22 protein-coding genes and 1 pseudogene are annotated in these 24971 nt (G+C 73.1%); 10 read left to right on the top strand and 13 right to left on the bottom strand.

Features of this window, described 5'->3' with window-relative positions; translation table 11 throughout:
* Positions 1–18: 18 nt before the first annotated feature.
* Together BMY04_RS05540 and BMY04_RS05545 are read left to right on the top strand one after the other, a co-directional pair.
* A complete protein-coding gene (locus BMY04_RS05540) occupies positions 19–1431 on the top strand; it encodes an MFS transporter (RefSeq protein WP_091178147.1) in 1413 nt (470 codons plus the stop codon).
* Positions 1432–1455: 24 nt separating this feature from the next.
* Complete coding sequence (locus tag BMY04_RS05545) at positions 1456–3237, top strand: DEAD/DEAH box helicase (protein ID WP_091178148.1); 1782 nt, start codon at positions 1456–1458, stop codon at positions 3235–3237.
* A 148-nt stretch (positions 3238–3385) separates the two neighbouring features.
* Here BMY04_RS05545 and BMY04_RS05550 read toward each other — a convergent pair whose 3' ends face one another.
* The 4 genes from BMY04_RS05550 to BMY04_RS05565 form a co-directional block, all read right to left on the bottom strand.
* Positions 3386–4894: a mannitol dehydrogenase family protein gene (locus BMY04_RS05550; RefSeq protein WP_091178149.1), complete on the bottom strand. Its 1509-nt coding sequence runs from the start codon at positions 4892–4894 to the stop codon at positions 3386–3388.
* Positions 4891–5793, bottom strand: coding sequence for a carbohydrate ABC transporter permease (locus BMY04_RS05555; RefSeq protein ID WP_091178150.1), 903 nt, complete (start codon positions 5791–5793; stop codon positions 4891–4893). The genes BMY04_RS05550 and BMY04_RS05555 overlap by 4 nt, the downstream gene beginning before the upstream one ends.
* The gene (locus BMY04_RS05560) at positions 5793–6761 is read right to left on the bottom strand and encodes a carbohydrate ABC transporter permease (protein WP_091178151.1); all 969 of its coding nucleotides are present in this window, start codon (positions 6759–6761) and stop codon (positions 5793–5795) included. Before BMY04_RS05560 ends, BMY04_RS05555 begins: the two co-directional genes overlap by 1 nt.
* Positions 6762–6873: 112 nt before the next feature.
* Positions 6874–8259: an extracellular solute-binding protein gene (locus BMY04_RS05565; protein WP_091178152.1), complete on the bottom strand. Its 1386-nt coding sequence runs from the start codon at positions 8257–8259 to the stop codon at positions 6874–6876.
* A 304-nt stretch (positions 8260–8563) separates the two neighbouring features.
* Between BMY04_RS05565 and BMY04_RS05570 the strand changes: the two genes are divergently transcribed.
* Complete coding sequence (locus BMY04_RS05570) at positions 8564–9361, top strand: RDD family protein (protein WP_170854011.1); 798 nt, start codon at positions 8564–8566, stop codon at positions 9359–9361.
* 154 nt (positions 9362–9515) lie between these two features.
* Here the strand turns inward: BMY04_RS05570 and BMY04_RS05575 are convergent, their stop codons facing one another.
* From BMY04_RS05575 to BMY04_RS05590, 4 genes are read right to left on the bottom strand one after another with little or no spacing between them, the layout of a single operon-like run.
* Positions 9516–10235 carry a hypothetical protein gene (locus BMY04_RS05575; RefSeq protein ID WP_091178154.1) on the bottom strand — a complete coding sequence of 240 codons (720 nt, stop codon included), beginning with the start codon at positions 10233–10235 and terminating at the stop codon, positions 9516–9518.
* Positions 10236–10258: 23 nt separating this feature from the next.
* Positions 10259–10933, bottom strand: coding sequence for a maleylpyruvate isomerase N-terminal domain-containing protein (locus BMY04_RS05580; RefSeq protein WP_091178155.1), 675 nt, complete (start codon positions 10931–10933; stop codon positions 10259–10261).
* Positions 10934–10966: 33 nt separating this feature from the next.
* The gene (locus BMY04_RS05585) at positions 10967–11563 is read right to left on the bottom strand and encodes an isochorismatase family protein (RefSeq protein WP_091178156.1); all 597 of its coding nucleotides are present in this window, start codon (positions 11561–11563) and stop codon (positions 10967–10969) included.
* Entirely contained in the window at positions 11560–12948 is a 1389-nt protein-coding gene (locus tag BMY04_RS05590; protein WP_269766203.1) for a nicotinate phosphoribosyltransferase, read from the bottom strand. The genes BMY04_RS05585 and BMY04_RS05590 overlap by 4 nt, the downstream gene beginning before the upstream one ends.
* 114 nt (positions 12949–13062) lie before the next feature.
* Between BMY04_RS05590 and clpS the strand changes: the two genes are divergently transcribed.
* The 3 genes from clpS to BMY04_RS05600 are packed head-to-tail and all read left to right on the top strand — an operon-like array spanning position 13063 to position 14439.
* Positions 13063–13389 (top strand): ATP-dependent Clp protease adapter ClpS, encoded by a 327-nt coding sequence (gene clpS, locus BMY04_RS23030; RefSeq protein WP_198409957.1) that lies wholly within the window; start codon positions 13063–13065, stop codon positions 13387–13389.
* Positions 13386–13961 (top strand): DUF2017 domain-containing protein, encoded by a 576-nt coding sequence (locus tag BMY04_RS05595; protein WP_170854012.1) that lies wholly within the window; start codon positions 13386–13388, stop codon positions 13959–13961. The genes clpS and BMY04_RS05595 overlap by 4 nt, the downstream gene beginning before the upstream one ends.
* Positions 13962–13980: 19 nt before the next feature.
* Positions 13981–14439: an NUDIX hydrolase gene (locus BMY04_RS05600; RefSeq protein ID WP_091178159.1), complete on the top strand. Its 459-nt coding sequence runs from the start codon at positions 13981–13983 to the stop codon at positions 14437–14439.
* 7 nt (positions 14440–14446) lie between these two features.
* Here BMY04_RS05600 and BMY04_RS05605 read toward each other — a convergent pair whose 3' ends face one another.
* Positions 14447–15835 (bottom strand): Gfo/Idh/MocA family protein, encoded by a 1389-nt coding sequence (locus tag BMY04_RS05605; RefSeq protein WP_091178160.1) that lies wholly within the window; start codon positions 15833–15835, stop codon positions 14447–14449.
* Positions 15836–15864: 29 nt separating this feature from the next.
* The gene (locus tag BMY04_RS05610; protein WP_091178161.1) at positions 15865–16965 is read right to left on the bottom strand and encodes a Gfo/Idh/MocA family protein; all 1101 of its coding nucleotides are present in this window, start codon (positions 16963–16965) and stop codon (positions 15865–15867) included.
* A gap of 195 nt (positions 16966–17160) precedes the next feature.
* Here BMY04_RS05610 and BMY04_RS05615 point away from each other — a divergent pair, with 195 nt between their 5' ends.
* The 3 genes and pseudogenes from BMY04_RS05615 to BMY04_RS23225 all read left to right on the top strand — a co-directional run.
* Entirely contained in the window at positions 17161–18462 is a 1302-nt protein-coding gene (locus tag BMY04_RS05615; RefSeq protein WP_091178162.1) for an ABC transporter substrate-binding protein, read from the top strand.
* On the top strand, positions 18459–19340 hold the full coding sequence (locus BMY04_RS05620) for a carbohydrate ABC transporter permease (RefSeq protein ID WP_091178163.1): 882 nt from the start codon (positions 18459–18461) through the stop codon (positions 19338–19340). Before BMY04_RS05615 ends, BMY04_RS05620 begins: the two co-directional genes overlap by 4 nt.
* Positions 19341–19524: 184 nt before the next feature.
* Positions 19525–20178 (top strand): annotated as a pseudogene (locus BMY04_RS23225) (carbohydrate ABC transporter permease); the annotation flags it as partial.
* On the opposite strand, the gene BMY04_RS05630 reads toward BMY04_RS23225, so the two are convergent.
* Positions 20107–21120, bottom strand: a complete 1014-nt coding sequence (locus BMY04_RS05630; RefSeq protein WP_198409958.1) for an EamA family transporter — start codon at positions 21118–21120, stop codon at positions 20107–20109. The pseudogene BMY04_RS23225 and the gene BMY04_RS05630 sit on opposite strands and share 72 nt — an antisense overlap.
* A gap of 79 nt (positions 21121–21199) precedes the next feature.
* Between BMY04_RS05630 and BMY04_RS05635 the strand changes: the two genes are divergently transcribed.
* A complete protein-coding gene (locus BMY04_RS05635; protein WP_232506127.1) occupies positions 21200–22105 on the top strand; it encodes a LysR family transcriptional regulator in 906 nt (301 codons plus the stop codon).
* Between the two features lie 26 nt (positions 22106–22131).
* On the opposite strand, the gene BMY04_RS05640 is transcribed toward BMY04_RS05635, so the two are convergent.
* Positions 22132–23550, bottom strand: a complete 1419-nt coding sequence (locus BMY04_RS05640) for a carotenoid oxygenase family protein (protein ID WP_170854013.1) — start codon at positions 23548–23550, stop codon at positions 22132–22134.
* A gap of 64 nt (positions 23551–23614) precedes the next feature.
* The gene (locus BMY04_RS05645; RefSeq protein ID WP_198409959.1) at positions 23615–24967 is read right to left on the bottom strand and encodes an esterase-like activity of phytase family protein; all 1353 of its coding nucleotides are present in this window, start codon (positions 24965–24967) and stop codon (positions 23615–23617) included.
* Positions 24968–24971: the final 4 nt, after the last annotated feature.

The raw sequence follows: 24971 nt of genomic DNA on the forward strand, positions 1-24971 counted from the left end.
GGTGGTGGACTGAGGGCGATGAGCAAGCAGGACGCACTCCCGGGGGAGCAGGACCAGGGGAGCTCGCCACTGCCGCTCTCGCAGCGGGCGCTGACGGTCGGGATCTGCACGATCACGGTGTCGATCGCCTTCGAGTCGATCGCCGTCGCGACCGCCATGCCGGTCGCGGCCCGCGACCTCGACGGGATCGCCTACTACGCCTGGGCCTTCTCGCTCTTCGTCATCGGGATGCTCCTCGCCACGGTCATCGCCGGCCGGGTCTGCGACCGCGTGGGTCCATCCCGGCCGCTGCTCGTCGGCCTCGGGATCTTCGTCGTCGGCCTCGTCGTCGCCGGCACCGCGGAGTCGATGGTCCAGCTGATCGCGGGTCGCTTCGTGCAGGGCCTGGGCGGTGGCGCGCTGAACACGGCCATGTTCGTCACGGTCGCCAAGGCCTTCCGCCCGGTGCAGCGGCCGAAGGTCTTCACCTACATCTCGACCGCCTGGGTGCTGCCGTCCTTCGTCGGGCCGCCCGTGTCGGCGTGGCTGACCTCGCACCTGTCCTGGCACTGGGTCTTCTTCACCGTCATCCCGCTCGCGGTGATCGGCGGCGCCATGGTCCTGCCCACGGTCCGCGCGATGATGCGAATCCCCATGCCCGAGGTCTCGGCCGAGGACGCCTCCGGCCTCCCGCCGGCCCCGGTCTGGGCGGCCTTCGCCACCGCGCTCGCCGCCGCCCTCCTGCAGGCCGCGGGGACGAGGCTGGACTGGTCGGGCCTCGTGCTGCTCGTCGTCGCCCTCGTCCTCCTGGGGCTCGGGCTGCCGCGCCTCATGCCGCGGGGGTTCCTCCGCCTGGGCCGGGGGCTGTCGAGCGTGATCCTCACCCGCGCGCTGCTGCCGGGCGCGTACTTCGGTGGCGAGGCGTTCCTGCCGCTGATGCTCGTCGAGCAGCGCCACGTGCCGCTGCTGCTGGCCGGCGGCACCCTGACCGTGGGCGCGGTCGGCTGGACGACCGGGTCGTTCCTGCAGGCGCAGCGCCGGCTCCCGCTGCGGCGAGACCAGCTGATCACGCTCGGCTGCGCGAACGTCGCCGTCGGGCTCGCCCTCGCCGGCGTCCTCGCGCTCGTCCCGTCGCTGCCGTACGGGCTGATCGCGCTCGCGTGGGTCTTCTCCGGCCTCGGCATGGGCTTCGCCACCGCGAGCACCTCGCTGGCCACGATCACGCTGTCGAGCGAGGACGCGCAGGGCCGCAACGGTTCCTCGCTCAACCTCGGCGACGCCCTCGGGTCCAGCGTGTTCGTCGGAATCGCCGGCACGATCTTCGGGGCGCTGCACCCCGGCGGCAACCTCGCCCTGACCTTCGGGCTGGTGCTGCTCAGCATGGCCGTCGTCGCCGTCCTGGCCCTGCTCGCCTCCCTGCGTGTCGGGTCGCTCACCGACCCGGCCCACTGACCCGGCCGACCTAGACTCCTGCGGATGTCCCAGCCCCTCCCGAGCGCCGAGCTCAGCCCCACCGGGCTGCCCCCGGCCTTCCCCGACCGCGCGGCCTGGGGCACCGCCGGCGCGCTGCGCGCCTGGCAGACCGCGGCCCTCGAGCAGTACTTCGCCGACGAGCCGCGCGACTTCCTCGCCGTCGCGACGCCGGGCGCGGGCAAGACGTCGTTCGCCCTCACCGTCGCGTCGAACCTCCTCGCCCGCCGCCGCGTCGACCGGGTCGTGGTGGTCGCGCCGACCGAGCACCTCAAGGTGCAGTGGGCCGCCGCGGCCGCCCGCATCAACCTCAACATCGACCCCGAGTACGGCGTCCGCCAGGGCAAGGCGTCGCGCGACTTCGTCGGCATCGCCCTCACCTACGCCGCCGTGGCGGCCAACCCGCTCGCCCTGCGCGTCCGCGTCGAGGGCTTCAAGACTCTGGTCATCCTCGACGAGGTGCACCACGCCGGCGACGCGCTCAGCTGGGGTGACGCGGTCCGCGAGGCCTTCGAGCCGGCGACGCGGCGGCTGATGCTCACCGGCACGCCGTTCCGCTCCGACACCAACCCCATCCCGTTCGTCCGCTACGAGTCGAGCGGGGACGGCGGGCTGCGCTCGCGGGCCGACTACGCGTACGGCTACGCGGCCGCCCTCGCCGACGGCATCGTCCGGCCCGTGCTCTTCATGGCCTACTCCGGCGACCTGCACTGGCGCACCAGCGCCGGCGACGAGGTCAGCGCCCGGCTCGGCGGGCCGATGACGAAGGACCTGGCCGGGCAGGCGCTGCGGACCGCGCTCGACCCGCACGGTTCCTGGATCCCGGCCGTCCTCCAGGCGGCGGACACGCGGCTCTCGGAGGTCCGCGCCCACATCCCCGACGCCGGCGGTCTCGTCATCGCCACCGACCAGACCGCGGCGCGGGCGTACGCGGAGCTGCTGCACGCCATCAGCGGGACCAAGCCCGTGGTCGTGCTGTCCGACGAGCCGGGCTCGAGCAAGCGGATCCAGGCCTTCGCCGACTCCGACGAGCGGTGGATGGTCGCCGTGCGGATGGTCTCGGAGGGTGTCGACGTGCCGCGGCTCTCGGTCGGCGTCTACGCGACGTCGATCTCGACGCCGCTGTTCTTCGCGCAGGCCGTCGGGCGCTTCGTCCGGGCGCGCAAGCGCGGCGAGACGGCGTCGGTCTTCGTGCCGAGCGTGCCGCACCTGCTGCTGCACGCCGCGGAGATGGAGCGCGAGCGCGACCACGTGCTGCGGGCCCCCGGCGGCCAGGACGACGGGCTCGACGACGCCGCCCTCGACGACTCCCTGCTCGCCGAGGCCGAGCGCGAGCAGTCGGAGGAGGACCGGCTCGAGGGCGGCGGGTTCGCGGCGCTGGCCAGCGAGGCCGACTTCGACCGCGTGGTCTTCGACGGCGGCGAGTTCGGCATGACCGCGGCCAGCGGCAGCGCGGAGGAGCAGGACTACCTGGGCCTGCCCGGCCTGCTGGAGCCCGACCAGGTCAAGGACCTGCTGCGGCGCCATCAGGACACCCAGTCACGCTCGACCGGCCAGGCCCCGCGGCCCACGGTGGACGCGACGGCGGGGGAGCGGCTCAAGGAGCTGCGCCGCGAGCTGAACGGACTCGTCGCCGCCTGGCACCACCGCACCAGCAGCCCGCACGGCGTCATCCACGCCGACCTCCGTACGGCCTGCGGCGGCCCGCCCACCGCGGTCGCCTCCGCCGACGACCTCGAGCGGCGCATCGCCACGATCCGCAGCTGGGCGGTCCACCGCCGCTCGTAGCTCGACGACCCGGGCGTACGGCGGACACCTTGCCACCGGGCGCCGCTTGCCTCAGGTTCCTCGTGCTCTTCCCGCCCTGCAGAGTGCGCAGAGCCCGTGCATTTCACGATGTCGTGAAATGCACGGGCCCGCGCCACGCCAGGAACCCTCAGCGGGCGTTCGCGACCAGGTTCTCCAGCGTCGCCCGGGAACCGTGCTCGTGCAGCGAGGCGAGGGTCGCCAGGTACGGCTTCGTGAACGTCTCCTGCTCGGCGAGGTCGCCGAAGAGGTCGGTGTTCTTGACGAAGGCGAGCGGGTCGTCCTGCTGCTGCTGGGCGAGGGCCTTGAGGCTGTCGGCCAGCTGGTCGACGATCTCGATCGGCTCGCCCTGCTCGTCGACCGCCTCGTCGTAGCGGGCCCAGCTGGCCACGATCGCCGCCGAGAGGCTGACGTCGCGCCCGGAGGCCACGTTCTCCTTGATGACGGGCACGAGCCACTTCGGGATGCGGTCCGAGCTCTCGGCGCACAGGCGCGCGACGGTGTCGCGCACGCCCGCGTTGCTGAACCGCTCGATCAGCTGCGGCTTGTAGACGTCGAGGTCCACGCCGGGCACCGGCTGGAGGGTGGGCGTGGCCTCCCGGTTCATGTAGTCGAGCAGGAACGTCGCGAACAGCGGGTCCTGGCACACCTCGTGCACCAGCCGGTAGCCGGCGAGGTAGCCGAAGTAGCACAGCGCCTGGTGGCTCGCGTTGAGCAGCCGCAGCTTCATCAGCTCGTACGGCTCGACGTCGGGCACGACCTCGACGCCGACCTCCTCGTACGGCGGGCGCCCGTCGGTGAAGCGCTCCTCCAGCACCCACTGCGTGAAGGGCTCGCACACCACCGGCCACGCGTCGTCGATGCCGAAGCGCTCCGCCACCTGCGCGCGGTCCTCGTCGGTGGTGACCGGGGTGATGCGGTCGACCATCGAGTTGGGGAACGCCACGTGCTCGGCGACCCAGTCGCCCAGGCCCGCGTCCCCGGACGCCTCGCCCTTCAGCCGCGCGTACGCGGTGAAGACCTCGGCGGCGATGTGGCCGTTGCCCTGGATGTTGTCGCAGGACATGATCGTGAACGGCACGACGCCGCGATCGCGGCGCCGCACCAGGGCCTCGGTGACGAGGCCGAAGACCGTCTGCGGGGCGGCGCCGGCCTGGAGGTCCGCGACGACCTTGGGGTTGGTGGCGTCGAACTTCCCGGTGACGGGGGAGAAGTTGTAGCCGCCCTCGGTGACGGTCAGCGAGACGATCTTGGTGGCCGGGTCGGCCATCTTCTCGATCACCGCCTCGGGGTCGTCGGGGGCGTACAGGTACTCCACGATCGAGCCGATGACCCGCGGCTCCCAGCTGCCGTCCGCGTCCTTGAGGACGAGGGTGTAGAGGCAGTCCTGGGAGACCAGCGCGTCGCGCATGCGCAGGTCGAACGGCATGACGCCCACGCCGCAGATGCCGAGGTCGAGGGCCTTGCCCTCGTTCATCAGCCGGTCCAGGTACATCGCCTGGTGCGCGCGGTGGAAGCCGCCCACCCCGAAGTGCACGATCCCGGTCGTGACCTGGCTGCGGTCGTACGACGGCCCGGGGACGTCGAGCGAGCCGACCGTGCCCGCGGACAGCTTGACCGCCGTGCTGGTCGCCGTCACTTGACCGCTCCGAGCGACAGGCCCTGCACGAGCTTGTCCTGGGCCGCGAAGCCCGCGATCAGCACGGGCAGCGAGACCGCGGTGGCGGCCGCGCACACCTTGGCCAGGAACAGGCCCTGCGAGGTGACGAAGCTGGTCAGGAAGACCGGGGCGGTCTGCGCCACGATGCTGGTCAGGGTGTTGGCCAGCAGCAGCTCGTTCCAGCTGAAGATGAAGCAGATCAGCGCGGTGGCCGCGATCCCGGGGGAGATGATCGGCACGATGACGCTGCGCAGCGTGCGGATCAGGCCGGCCCCGTCGAGCGCGGCGGCCTCGAACAGCTCGACCGGGATGTCGGCGAGGAAGCTGCGCAGCATCCACACCGCGATCGGCAGGTTCATGGCCGCGTACAGGATGACCATGAAGTTGATGTTGTCGAGCACGCCCAGCGTGCGGGCGATCAGGTAGAGCGGCAGCAGGCCCGCGACCGCCGGCAGGAACTTGGTCGACAGGAAGAAGAACATGACGTCGGTCCACTTCTGGACCGGCTTGACGCTGAGCGCGTACGCCGCGGGGATCGCCAGCAGGATGACGACGATCGTCGAGACGATCGAGGCCGTCGCGGAGTTGATCAGCGGCGGCCACGGGCTCGCGCCCGAGGAGGCGCCGAAGAACTCGCGGTAGCCGTCGAGGGTGAGCGGGGCGAAGAAGCTCGGCGGGTTGGTGGCCGCGTCGATCTCGGAGTGCAGGCTGGTCAGGACCATCCACACGACCGGGAACACGAAGATGATCCCGATCACCCAGGCCAGCAGCCCGAGGGCGACGTTGGCGCGTCGCGAGCCGAGGTGACGCGCGCGGGCGTTGGACGCCCGCCGGGTGGCAGCGGTCTTGGACGGGTTGGCGGCGAGCGCGGTCGTCATCAGTTGCCTTCCTCGAACAGGCTGGACACGGTGCGCAGGGCGAAGGTCGCGATGATGATCGTGCCGATCACGACGATCACGCCCTGGGCGGAGGCGAGCCCGTAGTCCTGGGCGTTGTAGAGCGTCTGGTAGACGGTGTACGGCAGGTTGGCCGTGCCGTACGCGCCTCCGGTCAGGGTGAAGACCGAGTCGAACTGCTGGATGATGTAGATCGTCCCGAGCAGCCCGGCGAGCTCCAGGTAGCGGCGCATGTGCGGCATCGTGATGTTGGCGAAGGTCTGCCACGCGTTCGCGCCGTCGACCGACGCGGCCTCGAGCACGTCACCGGGGCGCGACTGCAGGCCGGCCAGCAGGATCAGCGTCATGAACGGCGTCCACTGCCAGATCAGCTCGGCCATGATCGCCAGCCGCGGGACGTCGGTGATCCAGTCCGGCTGCGGCGCGTTCGCCCCGAAGACCTGGGTGAGCAGGCCGTTGAAGAGCCCGTACTCCGGGTTGTAGAGCGCGTGCTTCCACAGCAGCGCGGCGGCGACCGGCACCACGAGGAACGGCGCGATCATCATCGTGCGGACGGCGCCGCGGCCGATGAAGTTGCGGTTCAGCAGCAGCGAGATGCCGAGGCCGAAGGCGAGCGAGACCAGCACCACGGTGACGGTCAGCAGGATGGTGAAGAAGACGCTCGAGCGCAGGCTCGCGTCGGTGAAGACCGTCTTGAAGTTCTGCAGCGTCCCGAAGGCGATCTCGTCGGGGTAGTTCGCGTTCCAGTTGGTGAACGAGATGATGATCGTCGCCAGGAACGGCAGCTGGGTCATGATCACGACGAACACCAGGGCAGGCAGCAGCGGCACGCGCCGCGCCCAGCCCTTCTTGTCGCCCCAGCGCTCCGCGAAGCTCGGCTGGGGCTGCTTGCTCTTCTTCGGCTGACCGGCGCGGGGCGGCGCCGACGGCGTGGCGGTGGCGGTGGCCATGCGTGCTCCTCGGTGGCTCGGGTGGGGCGCCGGATCGGCAGGCGCCGGACGAGGGCGAGGCCGGGTCGTGCTGCGCCTGAGTTGGACGCGGCACGACCCGACCTCGTGCGAGCTACTTGCCCTTGTACTTGTCGCCCGCGGCCTGCGCGAGCTTCTGACCGTTGTTCAGCGCGTCGTCGACGCTCGTCTTGCCCGCGATCACGCCGGAGACGTCCTGGCTGATCTTGGTGGCGAAGTCGGTGAACTCCGGGATGTCGACGAACTGGATGCCGACGGTCGGGCGCGGCTGCACGCCCGGGTTGGTCGGGTCGGCCGACTCGATCGCCTTGCGGGTCGGCTCGGCGAAGGCGGAGGCCGCCTTCACGTAGTCGGCGTTCTTGTACGTCGACTCACGCTTGCCGGCGGGCACGGTCGCCCAGCCGTCCTGCGCACCGACGAGCTCCTCGTACTTCTGCGAGGACGCCCAGGAGATGAACTTCCAGGCGTTGTCGGCCTTCTGGCTCTTCTTCTCGATCGCCCACGACCAGGCGTACAGCCAGCCGGACGACTTGGTCTCCTTCACCGGGGCCTGGACGTAGGCCATCTTGCCCTTGACGGGGGAGTCCGGCGCCTCGAGCGAGCCCGCGGCGGAGGTGGCGTCGTACCACATGGCGACCTTGCTCTGGGTGGTCGCCGTCAGGCACTCGGCGAAACCGGCCTGCGCCGCGCCCGCCTCGCCGTGCTCCTTGACCAGGTTGGTGTAGAAGGTCGTGGCGTCCTTGAACGGCTGCGCGTTGACCTGGGCGTTCCAGTCCTTGTCGAACCAGGTGCCCCCGTAGGTGTTGACCACGGTGGTCAGCGGCGCGAAGACCTCGCCCCAGCCGGGGAGGCCGCGCAGGCAGATGCCCTTCATGCCCGACTCCGCGCCGTCCATCTTGGCGGCGGCCGCGGCGACCTCGTCCCAGGTCGGGGTCTCGTTGAACTTCACGCCGACCTTGTCGGCGATGTCCTTGCGGTACATGAGGAAGGACGACTCGCCGTAGAACGGCTCGCCGTAGAGCTTGCCGTCCGGACCCTTGAGCGAGTTGGTCATCGACGGGAAGATGTCGGCCTGGTTGAAGGCCGTGTCGCTCTTGTAGGCGCCGATGTCGTCCATCGAGGTGAGCCAGCCGTTCTTGGAGTAGAACGGGATCTCGAAGTTCGACAGGGTCGCCACGTCGAACTGGCCCGACTGGTTGGCGAACTCCTGCTGCGCCTGGTTGCGCATGTCGTTCTCCGGCTTGACGGTGAAGTTCACCGTGATGCCGGACTCCTTGGTGAACTCGCCGATGTGCTTCTGCAGAGCGAGCATCTGCGGGTTGTTGACCATGAGGACGTTGATGGAGTTGTCGGCGCCTCCACCACCACCACCACCGCCGCCTCCGACACCTCCGGCACCGCCGGCGCCGCTGCACGCGGCGGTCGCGGCGAGCACGGTGGACAGGCCGACGGCGGCGAGCACCTTGGACGTCACGCGCATCTGGGAAAACCTCTCTGACTCCGGACGGGGACCCCGCACGGCGTCAGCAGGGCTGCTCCGGTGCGGGACGGCAGCCCTCGAGACCCGGGGGAGCGCGGCGCCTCGTCGGCATCCTCGTTCCCGCAGACCCCACCGGCTGCCCTTGCGAGGACAGGTATATCTGAACAGACCCTCAGGTGACCAGACGTCTGCGCGTGTTGCCCGAATGTTCGTTATCGGATCGGTATCCGCGGCCTCCAGGCGGGAGATCGTGCCCGCCTGGTTGGAATCGGTCCCACAGGTGGCGCAACTTAGGATGGCGCCCATGTCTGACATCCCGGTGGGCTCACCTCCGGCCCCGCCGGGCCGCCACGCCGCTCCCGGCGGCTGGTACCCGGACCCGCTCGACCGGTCGCGCGAACGCTACTGGGACGGCTGGCAGTGGTCGCGGAACACGCGCGCGGCCGAGCGACCTCCCCAGGCTCCTGCACCGCAGCCCGTCGGCGCGCCCGGCGCGTACGCGGCCCTGCCCGCGACGGGCTACGGGGTGCGGTCGACCGGCGTCTCGCGCCAGGCGGCGACGACCGCCGACGGCGTGCCCCTGGCCGGCTGGTGGTGGCGGGCGCTCGCCGGGCTCGTCGACGCGGTCCTGGTGGGCGTCGTGACCGGGCTGCTGTCGCTGCCCTTCTACACCGAGCTCGTCCGGGCGGTGGGCGCCTACTGGGGCGAGACGTTCCGCGCGGCGCAGGCCGGCTCGACCACGCCGCCCCCCACCCCGAACTTCGCCGCGATGCTCAGCGGGACCGACCAGCTCCTCCTGGTGCTCATCGGCCTCGCCGTGGGCCTGGCCTACCACCTGCCGCTGCTGCGCCTGCGTGGCGCGACCGTGGGGATGCTGGCCTGCGGCCTGCGGGTCGTCCGCCTCGACGAGGGGCGCGCCCCCGGCCCGCTCGAGTGGCCGCGGGTGCTCACCCGCACCCTGATCTGGGTGCTGCCCGGCGCGCTCGGCGTGTTCCCCTTCACGCTGCTCACCGTCGCCGACGTGCTGCTGCCCCTGTGGCACCCGAAGCGCCAGACCCTGCACGACCTCGCTGCGCGCACGCAGGTCGTCCGCCTGCGCTGACGAGTGGCGCTCCCTGAGGCCCGTCGACGCTCCCTGAGCTTGTGGAAGGGCCTCTCCGCGACGCTCCCGGAGCTTGTGGAAGGGCCTCGCCGCGAACGCTCCCTGAGCCTGTCGAAGGGCCCGGAGTGGTCGGCGGGAGCGGACCGTGCCCGCGCTACAGGAGCCCGGCCCGGCCCAGCGTGTCGAGGGTCGGGCCCGGGTCGACGACGTCCGCACCGCGGAGCCGGCGCCGGACGCGGGCCTGGGTGGCGGCGTCCCAGCCGCCGAGGCCGGCGGTCGCCCGGGCGGGCTCGACGTGGGCGAGGAGCGCCTCCGCGTCCTCGGGGTCGGCGCCGTCGACGAGGGCCTCGACCGCCATCAGCAGGCCGACGAGCCCGTACGGCCCGTAGGCGTCAGCGCCCAGGCCGGTCGCCTTGAAGGCCAGGTCGGCCTCGACCAGCACGGACAGCCGGGTGGCGGCGCCGGGTGGCGCGAGGTCGACGCGTCCGAGGAGACCCGCGGCCTCGACCACCTCGACCGCCTCGACGAACCCGCGCCCGTCGGGCAGGCCCACGTGCACGTCGACCCCGTCCGGCAGGTCCGCCGCGGCGGCGACCACGCGGCCGGCGTTGCCGGGCAGGTCGTCGAGGTCGCGCAGCACGCTCTCGACCGCCACGAGCCGGAGCGACCCCGCGCGACGCGCGAGCGCGGTGAGCGACCCGGCGCCGCCGGCGACGACCACGCTCAGGTCGACGTCGTCGTCCTGGGTCGACAGCCGGTCGTCGGGCACGACGAGCGGCCCGAGCGCCCAGCCGGTGGGACCGTCGCGCAGCGCGCGGTGGGTGGCCGCCCCGGCCCCTGAGGCGTCGTGCAGCAGTCCGCGGAAGACCTCCATGGCGGAGAGTCTGCCCGGCGGGCTCAGAGCAGCGGCAGGCGCTCCGCGCCGGCGCCCAGCGTCCGCAGCTCGTCCGCCGTCGCGGCCCGCCGTCCGGTGGCGAGCAGCACCGCGCCGGCGTCGTCGTCGCCCGGCAGCCGGTCGCCGAGGAGCGCCTCGACGGTCTGCCGCGCCAGGGCCAGGGCGCGCGCCGGTGGCGACGGCACCGCGAGGTCGCGGGCGAGGTCGAGCTGGTGGACGGCGAGCTCGACCGCCCAGGTGGCCAGGAAGTCGCCCGTGGTGAGCACGCGGCCCTGGAACCCGAGCGTCGCGTCCTCGACGCGGTCGACGCCGGTGCGGAGCGCGGCGGCCACCGCCACCAGCTGCGCGACCGCGCCGACCGGCCGTCGGCTGGCCGACCCGAGGCGGCGGATGGCGACGATGCGCGCGACCGGGTCGTCGGAACCGCCCGGCGGCGGTTCGGACCAGTACGTGGCCGCGTCCCGGTCCGGCCTGCGGGGCGCCGACCCGACGCCGAGCAGCGCCGCCGCCACCTCGTCGAGCCCGGACCGCACGTGGGTGACTACGTCGACGACCGCCCAGCCCCAGCAGCGCGACGCCGCGAGCAGGGCGTGGTCGTCGAGCGGCTCGACCGCCGCGACGAAGCCGTCGAGCGCCTCGAGGAAGGCCCTGCGGCCCTCGTCGTGCGTGACCTGCAGGGTCGGCTCGCCGCCGTTCGCCGGGCTCGTGGCTCAGCCCTCGCGGACCGTGACGCCGCCCGAGCGCCAGGCGTCGAGGGTGTCGCCGACCCGCTCGGGCGCGACGGCTGCGGTCAGGCCGACGAGGACGACGGGGGACAGCCCGGCGGCCGCGGCGTCCAGGGCGGTGGCCCGTACGCAGTAGTCGGTGGCGATGCCGCACAGGTCGACCTGCCCGACGCCGTGCGCGCCCAGCCACGCGCCCAGACCTGTCCCCTCGGCGTCGTGGCCCTCGAAGCCGGAGTAGGCGGCGGCGTACTCGCCCTTGTCGAACACGGCGTCGAAGTCGTCGACGGCCAGCGGCGGGGCCAGCTCGGCGCCCTCGGTCCCGGCCACGCAGTGCGGGGGCCAGGAGTCGACGTAGTCGGGGTGGGAGGAGAAGTGCGAGCCCGGGTCGATGTGGTGGTCCCGGGTGGCGACCACGAGGTCGTAGCCGTGATCGGTGCCGAGCAGCTCCTTGACGCGTGCCGCCACCGCGAGCCCGCCCGCGACGGCCAGCGAGCCGCCCTCGCAGAAGTCGTTCTGGGTGTCGACGACGACCAGCGCGCGCCGGCTGCGGTCCTGCTCTCCGGACTCGGGACAGGTGCTCATCGCGGGCCTCCCTGGCGGGCGTACGGGTTGGCGGTCGGAGCGGCGGCGCCCACGAACCGGGTCGGGATCACCGGCTCGCCCTTGGACAGCTTGCGGGCCTCGAGCGGGAGCTCGGCGCGGGCGGCGGCGTGCCGCGCGCGGGCCGCCTCCAGCGGTTCCTCGCCGATGATCTCCCCGCCGCGGACGAGCGGCACGAGCAGCGCGCGGTCGTTGCCGTCGTCCTGCGGAGGAGCGCCGACCCCGATCTCCTCGGCCTCGGCCACGCCACGGGGGTCGACGCGCCGCAGCGCGTACTTGCGCCCGCCGACTGACACCTTGTCCTGGCTCTTCTTGGCCACCGGGACCAGCGGGGCGCCGGGGTCGTCGGAGTCGGCGCGGGCCACGAGCTTGTAGACGAAGCCCGAGGTCGGGGCGCCGCTGCCGGTGACCAGCGCGGTGCCCACGCCGTAGCTGTCGACCGGTGCACCCGAGAGCGACGCGATCGCGTGCTCGTCGAGGTCGCTCGTCACGACGATGCGGGTGTGCTCGGCGCCGAGCGAGTCGAGCAGCGCGCGCACCCGGACCGCGAGCGCGGACAGGTCGCCGGAGTCGAGGCGGACCGCGCCGAGGCGGCCCTGGGTCAGCTCCACGCCGAGGCGGACGGCGTCCTCGACGTCGTAGGTGTCGACGAGCAGCGTCGTGGCCTCGCCGAGGGCGGCCAGCTGCGCGGTGAACGCCTCGCGCTCGTCGTGGTGCAGGAGCGTGAAGGAGTGCGCGGCCGTTCCGGTGGTCGGGACGCCGTAGCGCCGTCCCGCCTCGAGGTTCGACGTCGCGTCGAAGCCGGCGACGTACGCGGCGCGCGCGGCGGCGACCGCGGCCAGCTCGTGGGTGCGGCGCGAGCCCATCTCCACGCACGGCCTCCCGTCCGCGGCGAGCGTCATGCGGGAGGCGGCGGAGGCGATGGCGGAGTCGTGGTTGTAGATGCTGAGCAGCAGCGTCTCCAGCACGCAGCACTCGGCGAACGTCCCCTCGACGACCAGCAGCGGCGAGCCGGGGAAGTAGATCTCGCCCTCCGGGTAGCCCCAGACCTGCCCGCGGAACGCGAAGCCCGCGAGCCAGGCGGCGATGGCGTCGTCGACGACGCCGGCCTCGGTGAGGAAGGTCAGCGACTCGTCGTCGAAGCGGAACTGCCGCAGCGCCCGCAGCGCCCGGCCGACGCCGGCCACCACGCCGTAGCGGCGCCCGTCGGGCAGCCGGCGGCCGAAGAGCTCGAACACCGAGTGGCGCTCCGCCGTGCCGGCCTGCAGGGCCGAGCGGAGCATCGTCAGCTCGTACTGGTCGGTCAGCAGGGCCGTCGTCGGCGCCTCACGGGGCCCGAAGCGCGCGCGACGCGCCTCCCCCTGCAGGTCACCCGGCAGCCCGGACGTCGTTCCACCCTCGCTCACGCGCGTCAGCGTACGAGGCGGCGGGAGCGCGGGTGCGGGGGCGGGGACCGGCGTGAGGGCCTCCACCCTGCGATGATGGAGAGCGTGTCGGAGACCGGAGCGCCCAGCGTGACGCCCGCCGGAGGGACCGCGGTCGCCGAGCGGCCCCTCGAGCAGGTCGTCCCCGACGTCCCCTGGGTGACGATCGTGTGGGACGACCCGGTCAACCTCATGTCCTACGTCGCGCACGTCTTCTCGACCTACTTCCACTACCCGAAGGCGAAGTCCGAGCGGCTGATGATGCAGGTGCACAACGAGGGCAAGGCGATCGTCTCCAGCGGCAGCCGCGAGGCGATGGAGCGCGACGTCACCGCGATGCACGAGTACGGCCTGTGGGCGACGCTCGACAAGGCGGAGGAGTGAAGAAGTTCAGCCGCCGGCGCGGGGTGCTCACGACGGCGCTCAGCGCGTACGAGGTGGAGCTGCTGACCTCGCTGGTGCGCCAGGTCGTGGAGCTGGTCTCCGACGGCGAGCCGGAGGGCTTCGCCCCGCCCGGGGAGGACGCCGACCCGTTCGAGGCCCTGGCCAAGGACCTCGCGGTCGACCCCGACGACCCCGAGGTGCCGGACGACCCGGTCCTGCGGCGGATGTTCCCGAACGCCTACCCGCACGACGCCGACGCGTCGTCGGACTTCCGCCGCTTCACCGAGCGGGGCCTGCGGACGAAGAAGGTCGCCGACGCCACCGTCGTGCTGGACGACCTGGCCGCGACCGACCACGGCTCGAGCGACCTGAAGGTCGTCCCCGAGCACGTCGACGCCTGGCTGCGTACGCTCACCGGCGTCCGGCTGGCCGTCGCGACCCGGCTCGGGATCACCGACGCCGAGTCCGCCGACCACCTCTCCCAGCTGGACGAGCAGGACCCGCGCAGCTACATGGTCAGCGTCTACGACTGGCTCGGCTTCGCGCAGGAGACGATGGTCGGGGCCCTGTGACGCCGCGCCGGGTCCGCTGATGCTGCACGACGGGAACGGTTGGACGGTCGACGACCAGGGCCACCGTCACTGGGGACGCTACGGCGCGGCCGGCCTGCTGGTGCTCGACCGCCGGGGCCCCGGCCGGCCGGCGGTGCTGCTGCAGCACCGGGCGCAGTGGACCGCCGACGGCGGCACCTGGGGCATCCCCGGGGGCGCGCGCGACAGCCACGAGGACGCGGTGGCCGCGGCGCTGCGCGAGGCGCACGAGGAGACCGAGGTCCCCGCCACGGCGGTCCGCGTCACCGGCGACCCGTACGTCGACGACCACGGCGGCTGGAGCTACACCACCGTGCTCGCCGAGCTGGTCCACGACGTCGAGCTCGTCGTCGAGGCCGAGTCCGAGGCGCTGGCCTGGGTGGTGGTCGACGAGGTCGACCGGCTCCACCTCCACCCGGGCTTCGCGCTCACCTGGCCGCTGCTGCGGGCCAGGCTCTAGGAGCTCGTCAGCGCGAGCCCGCGCCCACCTCGGTGCCGTGCGCACCGGGCTGGTGCGCGGAGGGCGAGTCCCCGGAACCGCCGCCGCGACGGTGCAGCGCGACCAGGACGCGGTCGGTCACCGCGGCCAGCGGACCCGGCTCGGCGGGGCGCCAGGCGGTGCCCTCCTCGCGGTCGAGCGCCAGCGGGGTGAACGAGTGCGGCGGCACGATGGTCCGCGGCTCCGAGTCGCCGGAGGAGATCGCCAGCGTCACCTCGCTCACGTGCAGGAGGAACTCCGGCGTGATGAGCGGGTCGCGACCCTCGCGCCGGGCCTGCTCCATGTCGGAGATCCCGAGCAGGAAGTCGAGCGAGGTCATCTGGCGGCGGCGCAGCGCGCCCTTGAGGCGCGTCGTGAAGGACAGTCCGCGCCCGCGGGGGGCCTGGCTCTCGGGCTCCGACGCCTGCACCGGGGCGGGGACGTCGTAGCGGACGTTCCGTCCGCCGACGCCGACCAGGCGCCCGAGCAGCGGGTTGTGCCGCACGGCCCGCAGCTTGCGCGCGTTGAGGCTCATCTGGCCGAAGCGCTCGAGGCTGACCGGCGAACGGTTGTGCCAGACCTCGTCGAGCACGACCTCGCCCTCGTCACCGATGAGGCGGACCTTGTGGTCGTACGTGGCGACGATGCTGCAGGTCAGGCGGGCGACCACGCCGTTGTCGAAGGTGAGGCAGGCGACCGAGAAGTCGGGGGTGGTCGGCGGGTCGAGCGGGACCGGCGACTTGTCGGGGACCAGGCAGGAGGCGAAGCTCGTCATCTCCCGGACCGGCCCGAACAGGGCCGCGAGCGCGGCGACGTGGTACGCCGCGTGCTCGAGGGTGCAGCCGACCTCGTACTCGTTCTTGAACGGCCAGGGCGTGCCCGACTCGCTGCGCCACTCCTCGGGGTGCATGAGGTAGATCGGGTTGTCGTCGAGCTCGGCGTAGATCACCCGCGTACGCCCGATGGCCCCGTCGCGGACGAGGCGGCGCACCGCCGCCCAGCTCGCGCCGAGCAGGTTGCAGGGTGCGCCGGAGAGCATGAGCCCCCGTTCGCGGGCGAGGGCGGCGAGGTCCTGCGCGTCCTCGGCGGCCAGGCTGAGCGGCTTCTCGCTGTAGACGTGCTTGCCCGCCAGCAGCGCCGCGCGGCTGATCTCGTGGTGGGTCTGCGGGTGGGTCAGGTTGACGACCAGCTCGACCGAGGGGTCGGCCAGGAGCTCCTCGGTGGTGGCGAAGCAGCGGACGCCGTAGCGCGCGGCGACGCGCCGCGAGCGGCTCTCGTCGAGGTCGGTCACCCCGACGAGGGTGATCTCGGGGTGCTCGGGGAGGGTGCGCAGGTAGTCGTCGACGACATAACCGCAACCCACGACGGCGATTCTCATGTGGCTCCTGCTCAGGGGTTCTCGGTGGATCAGGCGGGACGGTCAGGGCGGTGGCCGGCGGCAGCCCTGATCTGGTCGACGGTCTCCATGACCGCGAGCGACTCGTCGACGGGCATCACCGGGCTCTCGAGGAGGCCCAGCCGTACGCAGCGGGCGACCTCCTCCGCCTGGTAGTGGTAGCCGTTGCCGGCGTAGCGCCGCACCAGCGGGACCGTGCGGGCACGGACGGCGGGGGGCAGGAGGCCGACGACTTGGCGCAGGCCGTGCGCCCAGCGCGAGTCCAGCGGACCCGCTCCGGCGACGCCGTCCGCGGCGGGCGCCCCGGCGGGCTCGACCGCGGTCCGCTCGCCGCCGCGCACGAGGACCGCCGAGGCGGGGCGGTAGGCCGGGCCGCGGACCCAGAGGCTGCCCCTGGTGCCGGTGTAGCGCAGGTCGTTGCCGAGCTCGCCGCGCAGGCTGGCGTGCACGGTCGAGAGGCCGCCACCGGGGTGGCGCAGGACCGCGGCGGTCTCCTCGTCGACGCCGGTGGGGCCGAGGACGGCCTGGGCGGAGACCGACTCGGGGCGCCCGAGCGCACGGACGACGAAGGAGAGCGGGTAGACGCCGCGGTCGAGCAGCGCGCCGCCGCCGAGCGCCGGGTCGAGCAGGTGCGGGGCGACCACGTCGGCGTTGCCGAAGCTGCCCGTGACGCCGGTGACGTCGCCGATGGCGCCCTGCGCGAGCAGCGCGTCCACCTCGCGCACGAGGGGCAGGAAACGCGTCCAGAGCGCCTCCATGCAGAACAGCCCGGCGGACCGGGCCGCCTCGACGACCTCGCGGGCCAGCGCGGCGTCCGTCGCGAAGGGCTTCTCCACCAGGACCGGCTTGCCCGCGGCCAGGGCGGCGAGGGCGAGGTCGCGGTGGGTGCTCGGCGGGGTGGCGATGTAGACCGCGTCCACGTCGGAGCCCAGAACGCCGGCGTGGTCGGTGGCGAGGCAGCCGAGGCCGAGCGCGTCGACGAACTCCTGCGCCCGGGCCGGGGTGCGCGAGCCGACGGCGCCGACCTCGACGTGGTCGCTGGCGCGCAGCCCGAGGGCGAACGCGCGGGCGACGGAACCCGTCCCCAGCACGGCGAAGCGGAACGCGGTCACGTGAAGAAGGCCTCCGGGCAGAGCGGCCCGGTGCTCCGGGCGAAGGGCGGGACGCTAGCACGAGCGTGTGACAAAACAGTGACTTCTGCAACCGCGCAGCCCCTCCACGAGGAATGACGTCGGTTGACCCCCGACGGCACCCGCCGTCCACGGGCCACCCGCCGGTCGACTCCTCCCGGGCAGGAGCACCTCCCCATGGACCTCACCCGACGCCGCTTCCTCGCCGGCTCGGCCGCGCTCGCCGCACCGCTCGGGCTGGCGGCCTGCGGCGGGTTCGCCCCCGCGGGCTCGCAGGCCTCGCAGGCCGCCGGCACGCTCAGCTTCACCACCTGGGGCACCGACGCCGAGCTCGCCGGCTTCCGCTCGGTGATCGCCGCCTTCCAGCAGGCCAACCCGGGCACGACCGTCGACCTGAACGCCGTCCCGTACGAGCAGATGTTCAGCAACATCGACGCGCAGATCCAGGCGGGCAACCCGCCGGACGTCTTCCGCGTGCCGTACTACACGTTCGGCAGCTACGCGGGCGCCGGCCAGCTGCTCGACCTGACGCCGCACCTCGCGCAGGACTTCTCCGGCCGGTTCACCGACCAGGCGTGGGCGGCGGTGCAGAACGGCGGCAAGCCGTACGGCGTCCCGCACCACACCGACACCTCGGTGATCCTCTACAACAAGACGCTGCTCGACGCCGCCGGCGTCACCTCGGTGCCGACCACCCCCGAGGGCGCCTGGACCTGGGACCAGCTGCTCCAGGTGGCCGGCAGGCTGCGCTCCTCGCTGCCCGGCGCGAAGTACCCGATGGCCTACAACTGGCAGGGCAACGGCGTCACGCGCTGGCTGAGCCTGCTCTTCCAGGCCGACGGCCGCTTCCTGGCGGAGGACCTCAAGAGCCCCGCGATCGACTCCGCCGCCGGCCGCGCCGCGGTCGACCTCAGCAAGCGCTTCTTCACCGAGAAGCTCGTGCCCGCGAACGACTCGGTCAAGTCGACGACGTACGCCGCCGACACCTGGTACTCCCAGACCTCGGCGATGGTCTGGGGCGGGGCGTTCATGCTGCCCGACGCCGACAAGACCGCGACCTTCGAGTGGGGCGCCACGTACGCGCCGCGCAAGGTCCGCGGCGGCGGCGACTTCGGCGGCAACGCCCTGGTGGCGACGGCGAAGGCCAAGGACCCGGGCCTGGCCGCGAGGTTCCTCGCCTTCGCCACCGAGGCCGAGCAGCAGAAGACCTTCTGCGTCGGCGCGTCGCTGCTGCCGACCCGGGCCGACCTCGTGCAGGACGGGATCACCTTCGACGTCCGCGGCGAGCTGACCAAGGTCTTCCTGGGCCAGGCCCGGCAGGTGCGCGCGAGCGACTCCGGCCAGGTCGCGTCGCCCTCGATGTCGAAGATCATCACCGTGCTCAAGGACCAGCTCGAGCAGGCCTTCGTCGGCGGCCGGTCGACCGAGGACACGATCGCCGGCCTGAGCCAGGGCATCGCCGGGGCGACGGGCGCGTGAGCTCGCGCCAGGCGCGCGGGGAGGCGCGGGCGGCGTACCTGCTGCTCAGCCCCAACCTGCTGCTGCTCGGGCTGTTCGTCTTCGTGCCCCTCGTCGGCGCGGCGGTGATCAGCCTGCAGCGAACCGACGGGTTCGGCGGCGGGACCTTCGCCGGCCTCGCCAACTACGCCACGCTGGTCGGCGACCCGCTGTTCTGGCGCTCGCTGGTCAACACGACGGCGTTCACCGTGCTGGTCACGCCGCTGTCGATGGCCCTCGGCCTCGGGGCCTCCGTGCTGCTGAACACGGTCCTGCCGGCCCGGCCCGTGTTCCGCTCGGTGCTGATCCTGCCCATGGCGATCTCGGGCGTCGCGACGGCACTGCTCGGCGTGCTCGTGTTCGACGAGAACACCGGCCTGCTCGACCTGCTGCTGCGCGCGGTCGGCCTGCCGGCCGTGCCCTGGCAGTCCGGGAGCGCGGCCGCGTTCGCGTCGGTCGTGCTCGTGACGCTGTGGTGGCGGGTCGGCTTCAACATGCTGATCTACCTCGCCGGGCTGCAGGGGATCGGGCCCGACCTGTACGAGGCGGCGACGCTCGACGGCGCCAACCGCTGGCAGCAGTTCCGGCACCTGACCTTCCCGCTGCTCGGGGCGTCGACCTTCTTCCTGCTGATCATCAACGTGATCTTCAGCTTCCAGGTCTTCGACATCGTCTTCGTCCTCACCGGCGGCGGCCCGCGCAACGCGACGTCGGTGCTCGTGACGTACGCGTACGACACCGGCTTCGAGGTCCGCGACCAGGGCTACGCGGCCGCGATCGGGATGGTGCTGCTCGTGCTCACCATGGCGTTCACGCTGCTGCAGTGGCGGGGCAACCGGAGCCGGGACGTGGTCGAGTGAGGAGCGTGGGATGAGCATCTCCGTCGAACCGCCCGGTGCCGCCGACGCCGTCGCCGAGACCCGCAGCGACCGGCCCGGCCGGCGACCGGGCCGCCACCGTTCCCGGAGCCGTCGCGGCCTCCTCGTGCTGCGCCTGCTCGCGGCGGTCGTGGTCTGCGTCGTGGTCGTCGCGCCGCTGTACTGGATGGTCGTCGTCGCGCTGTCGTCGCGCAGCGAGCTGCTCGGCGGGGAGCTCCGGCTGTGGCCGCGGGCCCTCACGACGGAGAACTTCGACCGGGTCCTCTCGTCGTTCCCGGTGCTGACGTGGCTCGGCAACTCGGTGTCGATCGCGCTCACGACCGCGGTCATCACGGTGGTGGTCAACCTGCTCGGCGGCTACGCCTTCGCGCACCTGCGCTTCCGCGGGTCGTCGGCGCTGTTCCTGACCGCGCTGGCGACGCTCACGCTGCCGGTGCAGGTGATCATGGTCGCCCTGTTCCGGCTGGTGACGGCCCTCGGCCTCTACGGCAGCTACTGGGCCGTCATCCTGCCGACGGCGGCGTCGGCGTTCGGGCTGTTCCTGGCGCGCCAGTCGATGCTGTCGATCCCGCGCGACCTCGTCGAGGCCGCCCGGATCGACGGGGCCGGGCACTGGCGGGTGCTCACCCGGATCGTGCTGCCGCTGTCGAAGCCGCTCGTCGCCGTGCTGTTCTTCATGAGCCTGCTCGGCAGCTGGAACGACTTCGCCTGGCCCCTGATCGCGCTGCAGGACAACCGGCTCTTCACGCTACCGATCGGGCTGCTCTACCTGCAGGGGCAGTTCGGGCCGGACTACGGCGCCACCATGGCCTTCGCGCTGATCAACGTCACGCCGATGGTCGTGCTGTTCCTGGTCTTCCAGCGCTACTTCGTGCAGGGGTTCGCCCGCAGCGGCATCCGCTGAACGGTCGCCGGTGCGCTCGGCGCCGACGCCGGCGACCACGACGAGCACGATGCCGACCACCGCCGGCGGCCCGGGCACCTGGGCCAGGAGCGCCAGCCCGACCAGGGTCGCGAAGGCCGGCTCGAGGGCCATCAGCGTGCCGAAGGCCGCCGTGCTCAGCCGCCGCAGCGCCAGCAGCTCGAGGCTGAACGGCACGACCGGCAGCAGCAGGGCCAGGCCCAGGCCGTAGAGCAGGAGCTCCGGCGTCATCCGGCCGACCACCGACGGACCGACGGTGAGCGTGGCCACCAGCGCCGCGACCGGCATCGAGACGCCGAGCCCGGTGAGGCCCTGCACCTGGTCGCCGACGCGCTGCGTGAGCAGGATGTACGCCGCCCAGCCGCACGCGGCGGCGAGCGCGAAGGCCACCCCGACGGGGTCGGCCGTGCCCGCCCAGGGCTCGGTCAGCAGGAGCACGCCGGCGGCGGCGAGGACGGGCCACACGAACCGTCCGGTCCCGCGTCCCCGGGCCACGGCGACGCCGAGCGGGCCCAGGAACTCGATCGCGCTCGCGGTGCCCAGCGGCAGCCGGGCCACCGCGGCCATGAAGAGCAGCGTGATCGCCGCCGTCGCGACGCCGAGGCCGACGGCCGCGCCCCAGGCGGCCCGGCTGAGCCGGGCGCGCCACGGACGCGCGACGAGCAGCAGCACGACGCCCGCCCAGACCAGGCGCAGCCAGGCCGCGCCCTCGGCCCCCACCCGGTCGATGAGGGTCACCGAGACGGCGAGGCCGAGCTGCACGCAGAGCATCGAGGCGGTGGCCATCAGCGCGCCCCGGCGTGCCTGGCCCGGGATCGCGTACGAGGCGGCGGTGGTCATGCCGACCAGTGAAGACCGACGAGACCCTTCGCGTCCACGTCGGATCGCTGGACGTACCGTTCACGTAGCGTGAACGGTCGTGGACACTGGCGTCATGGACCTGCGCCGGCTGCACCTGCTGCTCGAGCTGTCCCGCCTGGGCTCGATGCGAGCGGTCGCGGAGACGCACGCGCTGACCACGTCGACGGTGTCGCAGCAGGTCGCCGCGCTGGCCCGCGAGGTCGGGACACCGCTGCTCGAGCCGGACGGGCGACGCGTCCGGCTCACCCCGGCCGGCCGCCGGCTCGCCGACCACGCCGTGACGATCCTGGCCGCCGTCGACGCGGCGCGGGTCGACCTCGACCCCGCGGCGGAACCGTCGGGGACCGTGCGGGTCGGGGGCTTCGCGACCGGGATCCGCGCGTCGCTGCTCCCGGTGATGGCGGACCTGGCCCGGACCCACCCGGCCGTCCGGGTCTCCGTGGGCGAGTACGAGCCGGCCGAGGCCCTCGCGCTGCTCGCCGCCGACGACCTCGACCTCGTGCTGACCTACGACTACAACCTCGCGCCGGTGGCCGTGCCGGCCACCATGGCCGCGGTCGCGCTGTGGACGACGTCCTGGGCGCTCGCCGTCCCCGCCGGAACCAGTCCGCCGGGGCACGACCTGGCCGCCTGGGCGTCGCACGCGTGGATCGTGAACTCGCGCAACACGGCCGACGAGGACGTGGTGCGGACGCTCGGGTCCCTCGCCGGCTTCGTGCCGCGGGTCCGGCACCGCATCGACAGCCTCGACCTCGTCGAGGACCTCGTCCTGGCCGGGCAGGGGGTCGCCCTGCTCCCCGCCGGGCGCCGCGTGCGCGAGGGCATCAGCCTCGTCGAGCTGCGCGACCCGGCGGTCCGGCTCCGGGCGTACGCGGTCACCCGGCTCGGGCGGGAGCGCTGGGCCCCGCTGCGCCTGCTCCTGGACCGCCTGGCCGCTCGGGGCCCGGACGGCGAACCGTTCTGAGACCGGTCCGGGACCGCTCAGTCGTCTTACCACTGCCCGTGGAAGCCGAGGGGCAGCACGTCGGGCACCTCGGCGCGGGCCACCTCGCGGAACGTCCCCGCGTCGAGCGCGAGCAGGAACGACCGGCGGCGCCGCGAGTCCAGCACGACGGAGAGCACCACCCCGGCGTCCTCGGCGGCGCTCGTCGGGTCGCGCACCAGCACCGGCTCGCCCGGCCAGCACCCCGGCTGCGCCCAGGTCCGGCTCCGGCCGTCCTCGACGTCGACCTTGACGAGCCGGTCGGAGAACGTCGTCGTCAGGCTCTCCGGGGTGCCGACGCCGTAGACGAAGCGGTACGGCCGGCCGAGGCGCTCGTCGTAGGCGAGGGCGGGGAACTCCAGCGGGGTGGCGCTCAGCAGCCGGTAGGTGACGGGTCCGCCGTCGAGCGGGACGCGGTAGCGCCGCAGCTCGCCGGCCGGGTTGCGGGGACCGGGTCCGCGCAGCGCGGCGAGGTCGAACTGGTGCAGCGCCTGCTCGCCGCCGGTCGACGGGAGGTCGACGAGCAGGGCGCCGTCGCCGTCGTCGAACGCGTTCACCTGGTGGTAGCAGAAGAAGGCGGGGGCGGTCGTGCGGCAGACGACCGCCCCGCTCGCGCGCTCGACCACCGTGAAGCGGGTCCCGCGGTCCGGGCGCCAGACGTGGCTGTCGACGATGGAGCGTCCGGCGAGCAGCGACGGCGTGCTGGCGACGAGCGGGTACTCGACGAGCACGACGTGGTCGGTGGTCAGGGCGAAGGAGTGCATGTACGACGGGCGGTCGGTCGGCACGGTCGCGACGAGGCGACGCTCGAGGCTGTCGTCGGCGAGCTCGTACACGTGGTAACGGGTGCGGCGCCCGTACTCGACGGTGAAGCCGGTGAGCAGCCCGCGGTCGCGCTCGTGGTGGGGGTGCGCGCAGCACCAGTCGCCGGGCAGGTCGTCGGTGTAGCGGAGGACATCGCCGGTCTCGAGCGTGAGCGGGTCGTACGGGATCGCGTCCGGCGTCTCCGTGACCGCGATGTGGCGCCCGCCGAGGCGGAGGACGTTCACCACGGCGTTGGTGCCGGTCTGCGGTGGACGTCCCAACCGCGCCACGCGGGCGGGCCAGGAGCGCGGGGGCGTCGTGCCGACCTCGGCGAAGCCGAACGCGCCGGTCGCGGTCGCCTCCCGCCAGGCGGGGCTGCGGACGTAGCGGCGGGCGTAGGAGACGCGCCCGTCACCGACCGTGAAGCGCTGCAGCAGCGCGGGCCCGTCGAACCAGTGCTCCGCGGCCTGCCCCCGACCGCCGGGCTGCGCGGTGAAGCGGCCCGGGCCGTTGCGGACGAGCGTCCCGCTCAGCCAGGCCGGCCAGGTGCCGCTGGTGGCGAGCTCGGTGCCGGTGACCTCGCTGTCGAGCCCCTCGAGACCGACCCGGAACCCGTCGTCCACCGCTGCCTCCCCGTCGTCGTCGCGCCCGGCCACCGTAGGCGTGGCCGGGCGCGCGAGCCGGGGGTCAGTGCCGGTCGATGACCAGGAGCTGCCCGTCGTCGACCGTGCCGTCGGGGCGGGTCTTGGCCACCAGGCCGAAGGGCGCCGCGTCGCCGGAGCTCTCGGCGATGCCGAAGTCGCTGTCGTTCGAGACGATGATCGTGCGGCCGCCGTCGAGCACCGCGACGCCCTCGATCTTGTCGTGGTCGAAGAAGGTCCCGCCCGGGGCCGCGGCGTCGGTGAGGGCGCCGAGGTCCAGGTAGAGCTTCTTGCTCACCGACGTGACGCCGGCCGCGGTCAGCGCGCTGGTCGCCGAGGCCGCGTCACCGGTGCCGGCGACGGCCTCGAGCGTCTTGCCGCCGAGCGACACCCCGGTCGCGGAGCTGTAGGGGCCCGCCTTCGTGCGCGGACCGACGTCGGTGGCGCCTTCGAGGTCGACCTCGTAGAGCTTCTTCACCGCGCCCGGGCCGAACTCGCCGTCGCGCTCGTCGACGACGAACCGGGTGGACGACAGCGCAGCGATCTCGCTGACCGCCGTTCCGAGCTCCTTGGGGTTGTCGAGCACGTACGCGTACTCGCGCGTGAGCTTGGTCTTCAGGTCGACCGTGACGATGCGCGTGACCGCGACCGACTTGGGCTTGCCCGCGTCGGCCTGGGTCAGCGCCGACTGCATGATCCCGACCAGCGTCGTGCCGTCGGGGGTGATCGTCAGGCCCTCCATGCCGCGGTTCGGCGTGCGCAGCGCGAGCTCGCGCGGCAGCGAGCCGTCGAAGGGGGAGAGGCGGCTGATCGCCCTGCCCTTCTTGCTGAAGTGCGTGATGAACGGCCCGTACTCGTCCGACACCCAGAAGGTGCCGTCCTTCAGCGCGACCAGGCCCTCGGAGTCGTAGCCGTAGGGCGACGCGGGCAGCACCTTCCCGTCGAGGTCGGTGATGGTCTCCCCGGTGCTGGCCTGGGAGTTGACCTGGCCGTTGTACGGGGTGCCGTCGGCCGCGCGGAGCTTGATGCGCTTGACCAGCTTGGCGCTGCCGTCCTTCTTCAGCGTGAACTTGCCGATCGACGGGACGAATCCGGGAAAGGGTTCGATCTTGCTGTCGTCGGGGCCGTCGACGTTCGGCCCGCGGTCGGTCAGCCCGTACACCTGGTTCTTGTGGCCCGGGACCGGCACGACCGCCGACCCGTAGCCGTCGCCGCGGACCTGCACGCCGCCGGCGGTGCCGATGGGGGAGACCTTCTCGGTGTAGACGCGGAGCGACAGCGAGGTCGCCCTGTCGGGGTCGAAGGTCGGCTTGGCGGAGGCGGAGGGGACGGCGGTCGCGGCGGCGGTCAGGGCCAGGCCGGCGGCGAGCGTTCCGAGGAGGACAGGGCGGCGGGTCACGAGC

This window comes from Microlunatus flavus, from assembly GCF_900110855.1.
Taxonomy (GTDB): domain Bacteria; phylum Actinomycetota; class Actinomycetes; order Propionibacteriales; family Propionibacteriaceae; genus Microlunatus; species Microlunatus flavus.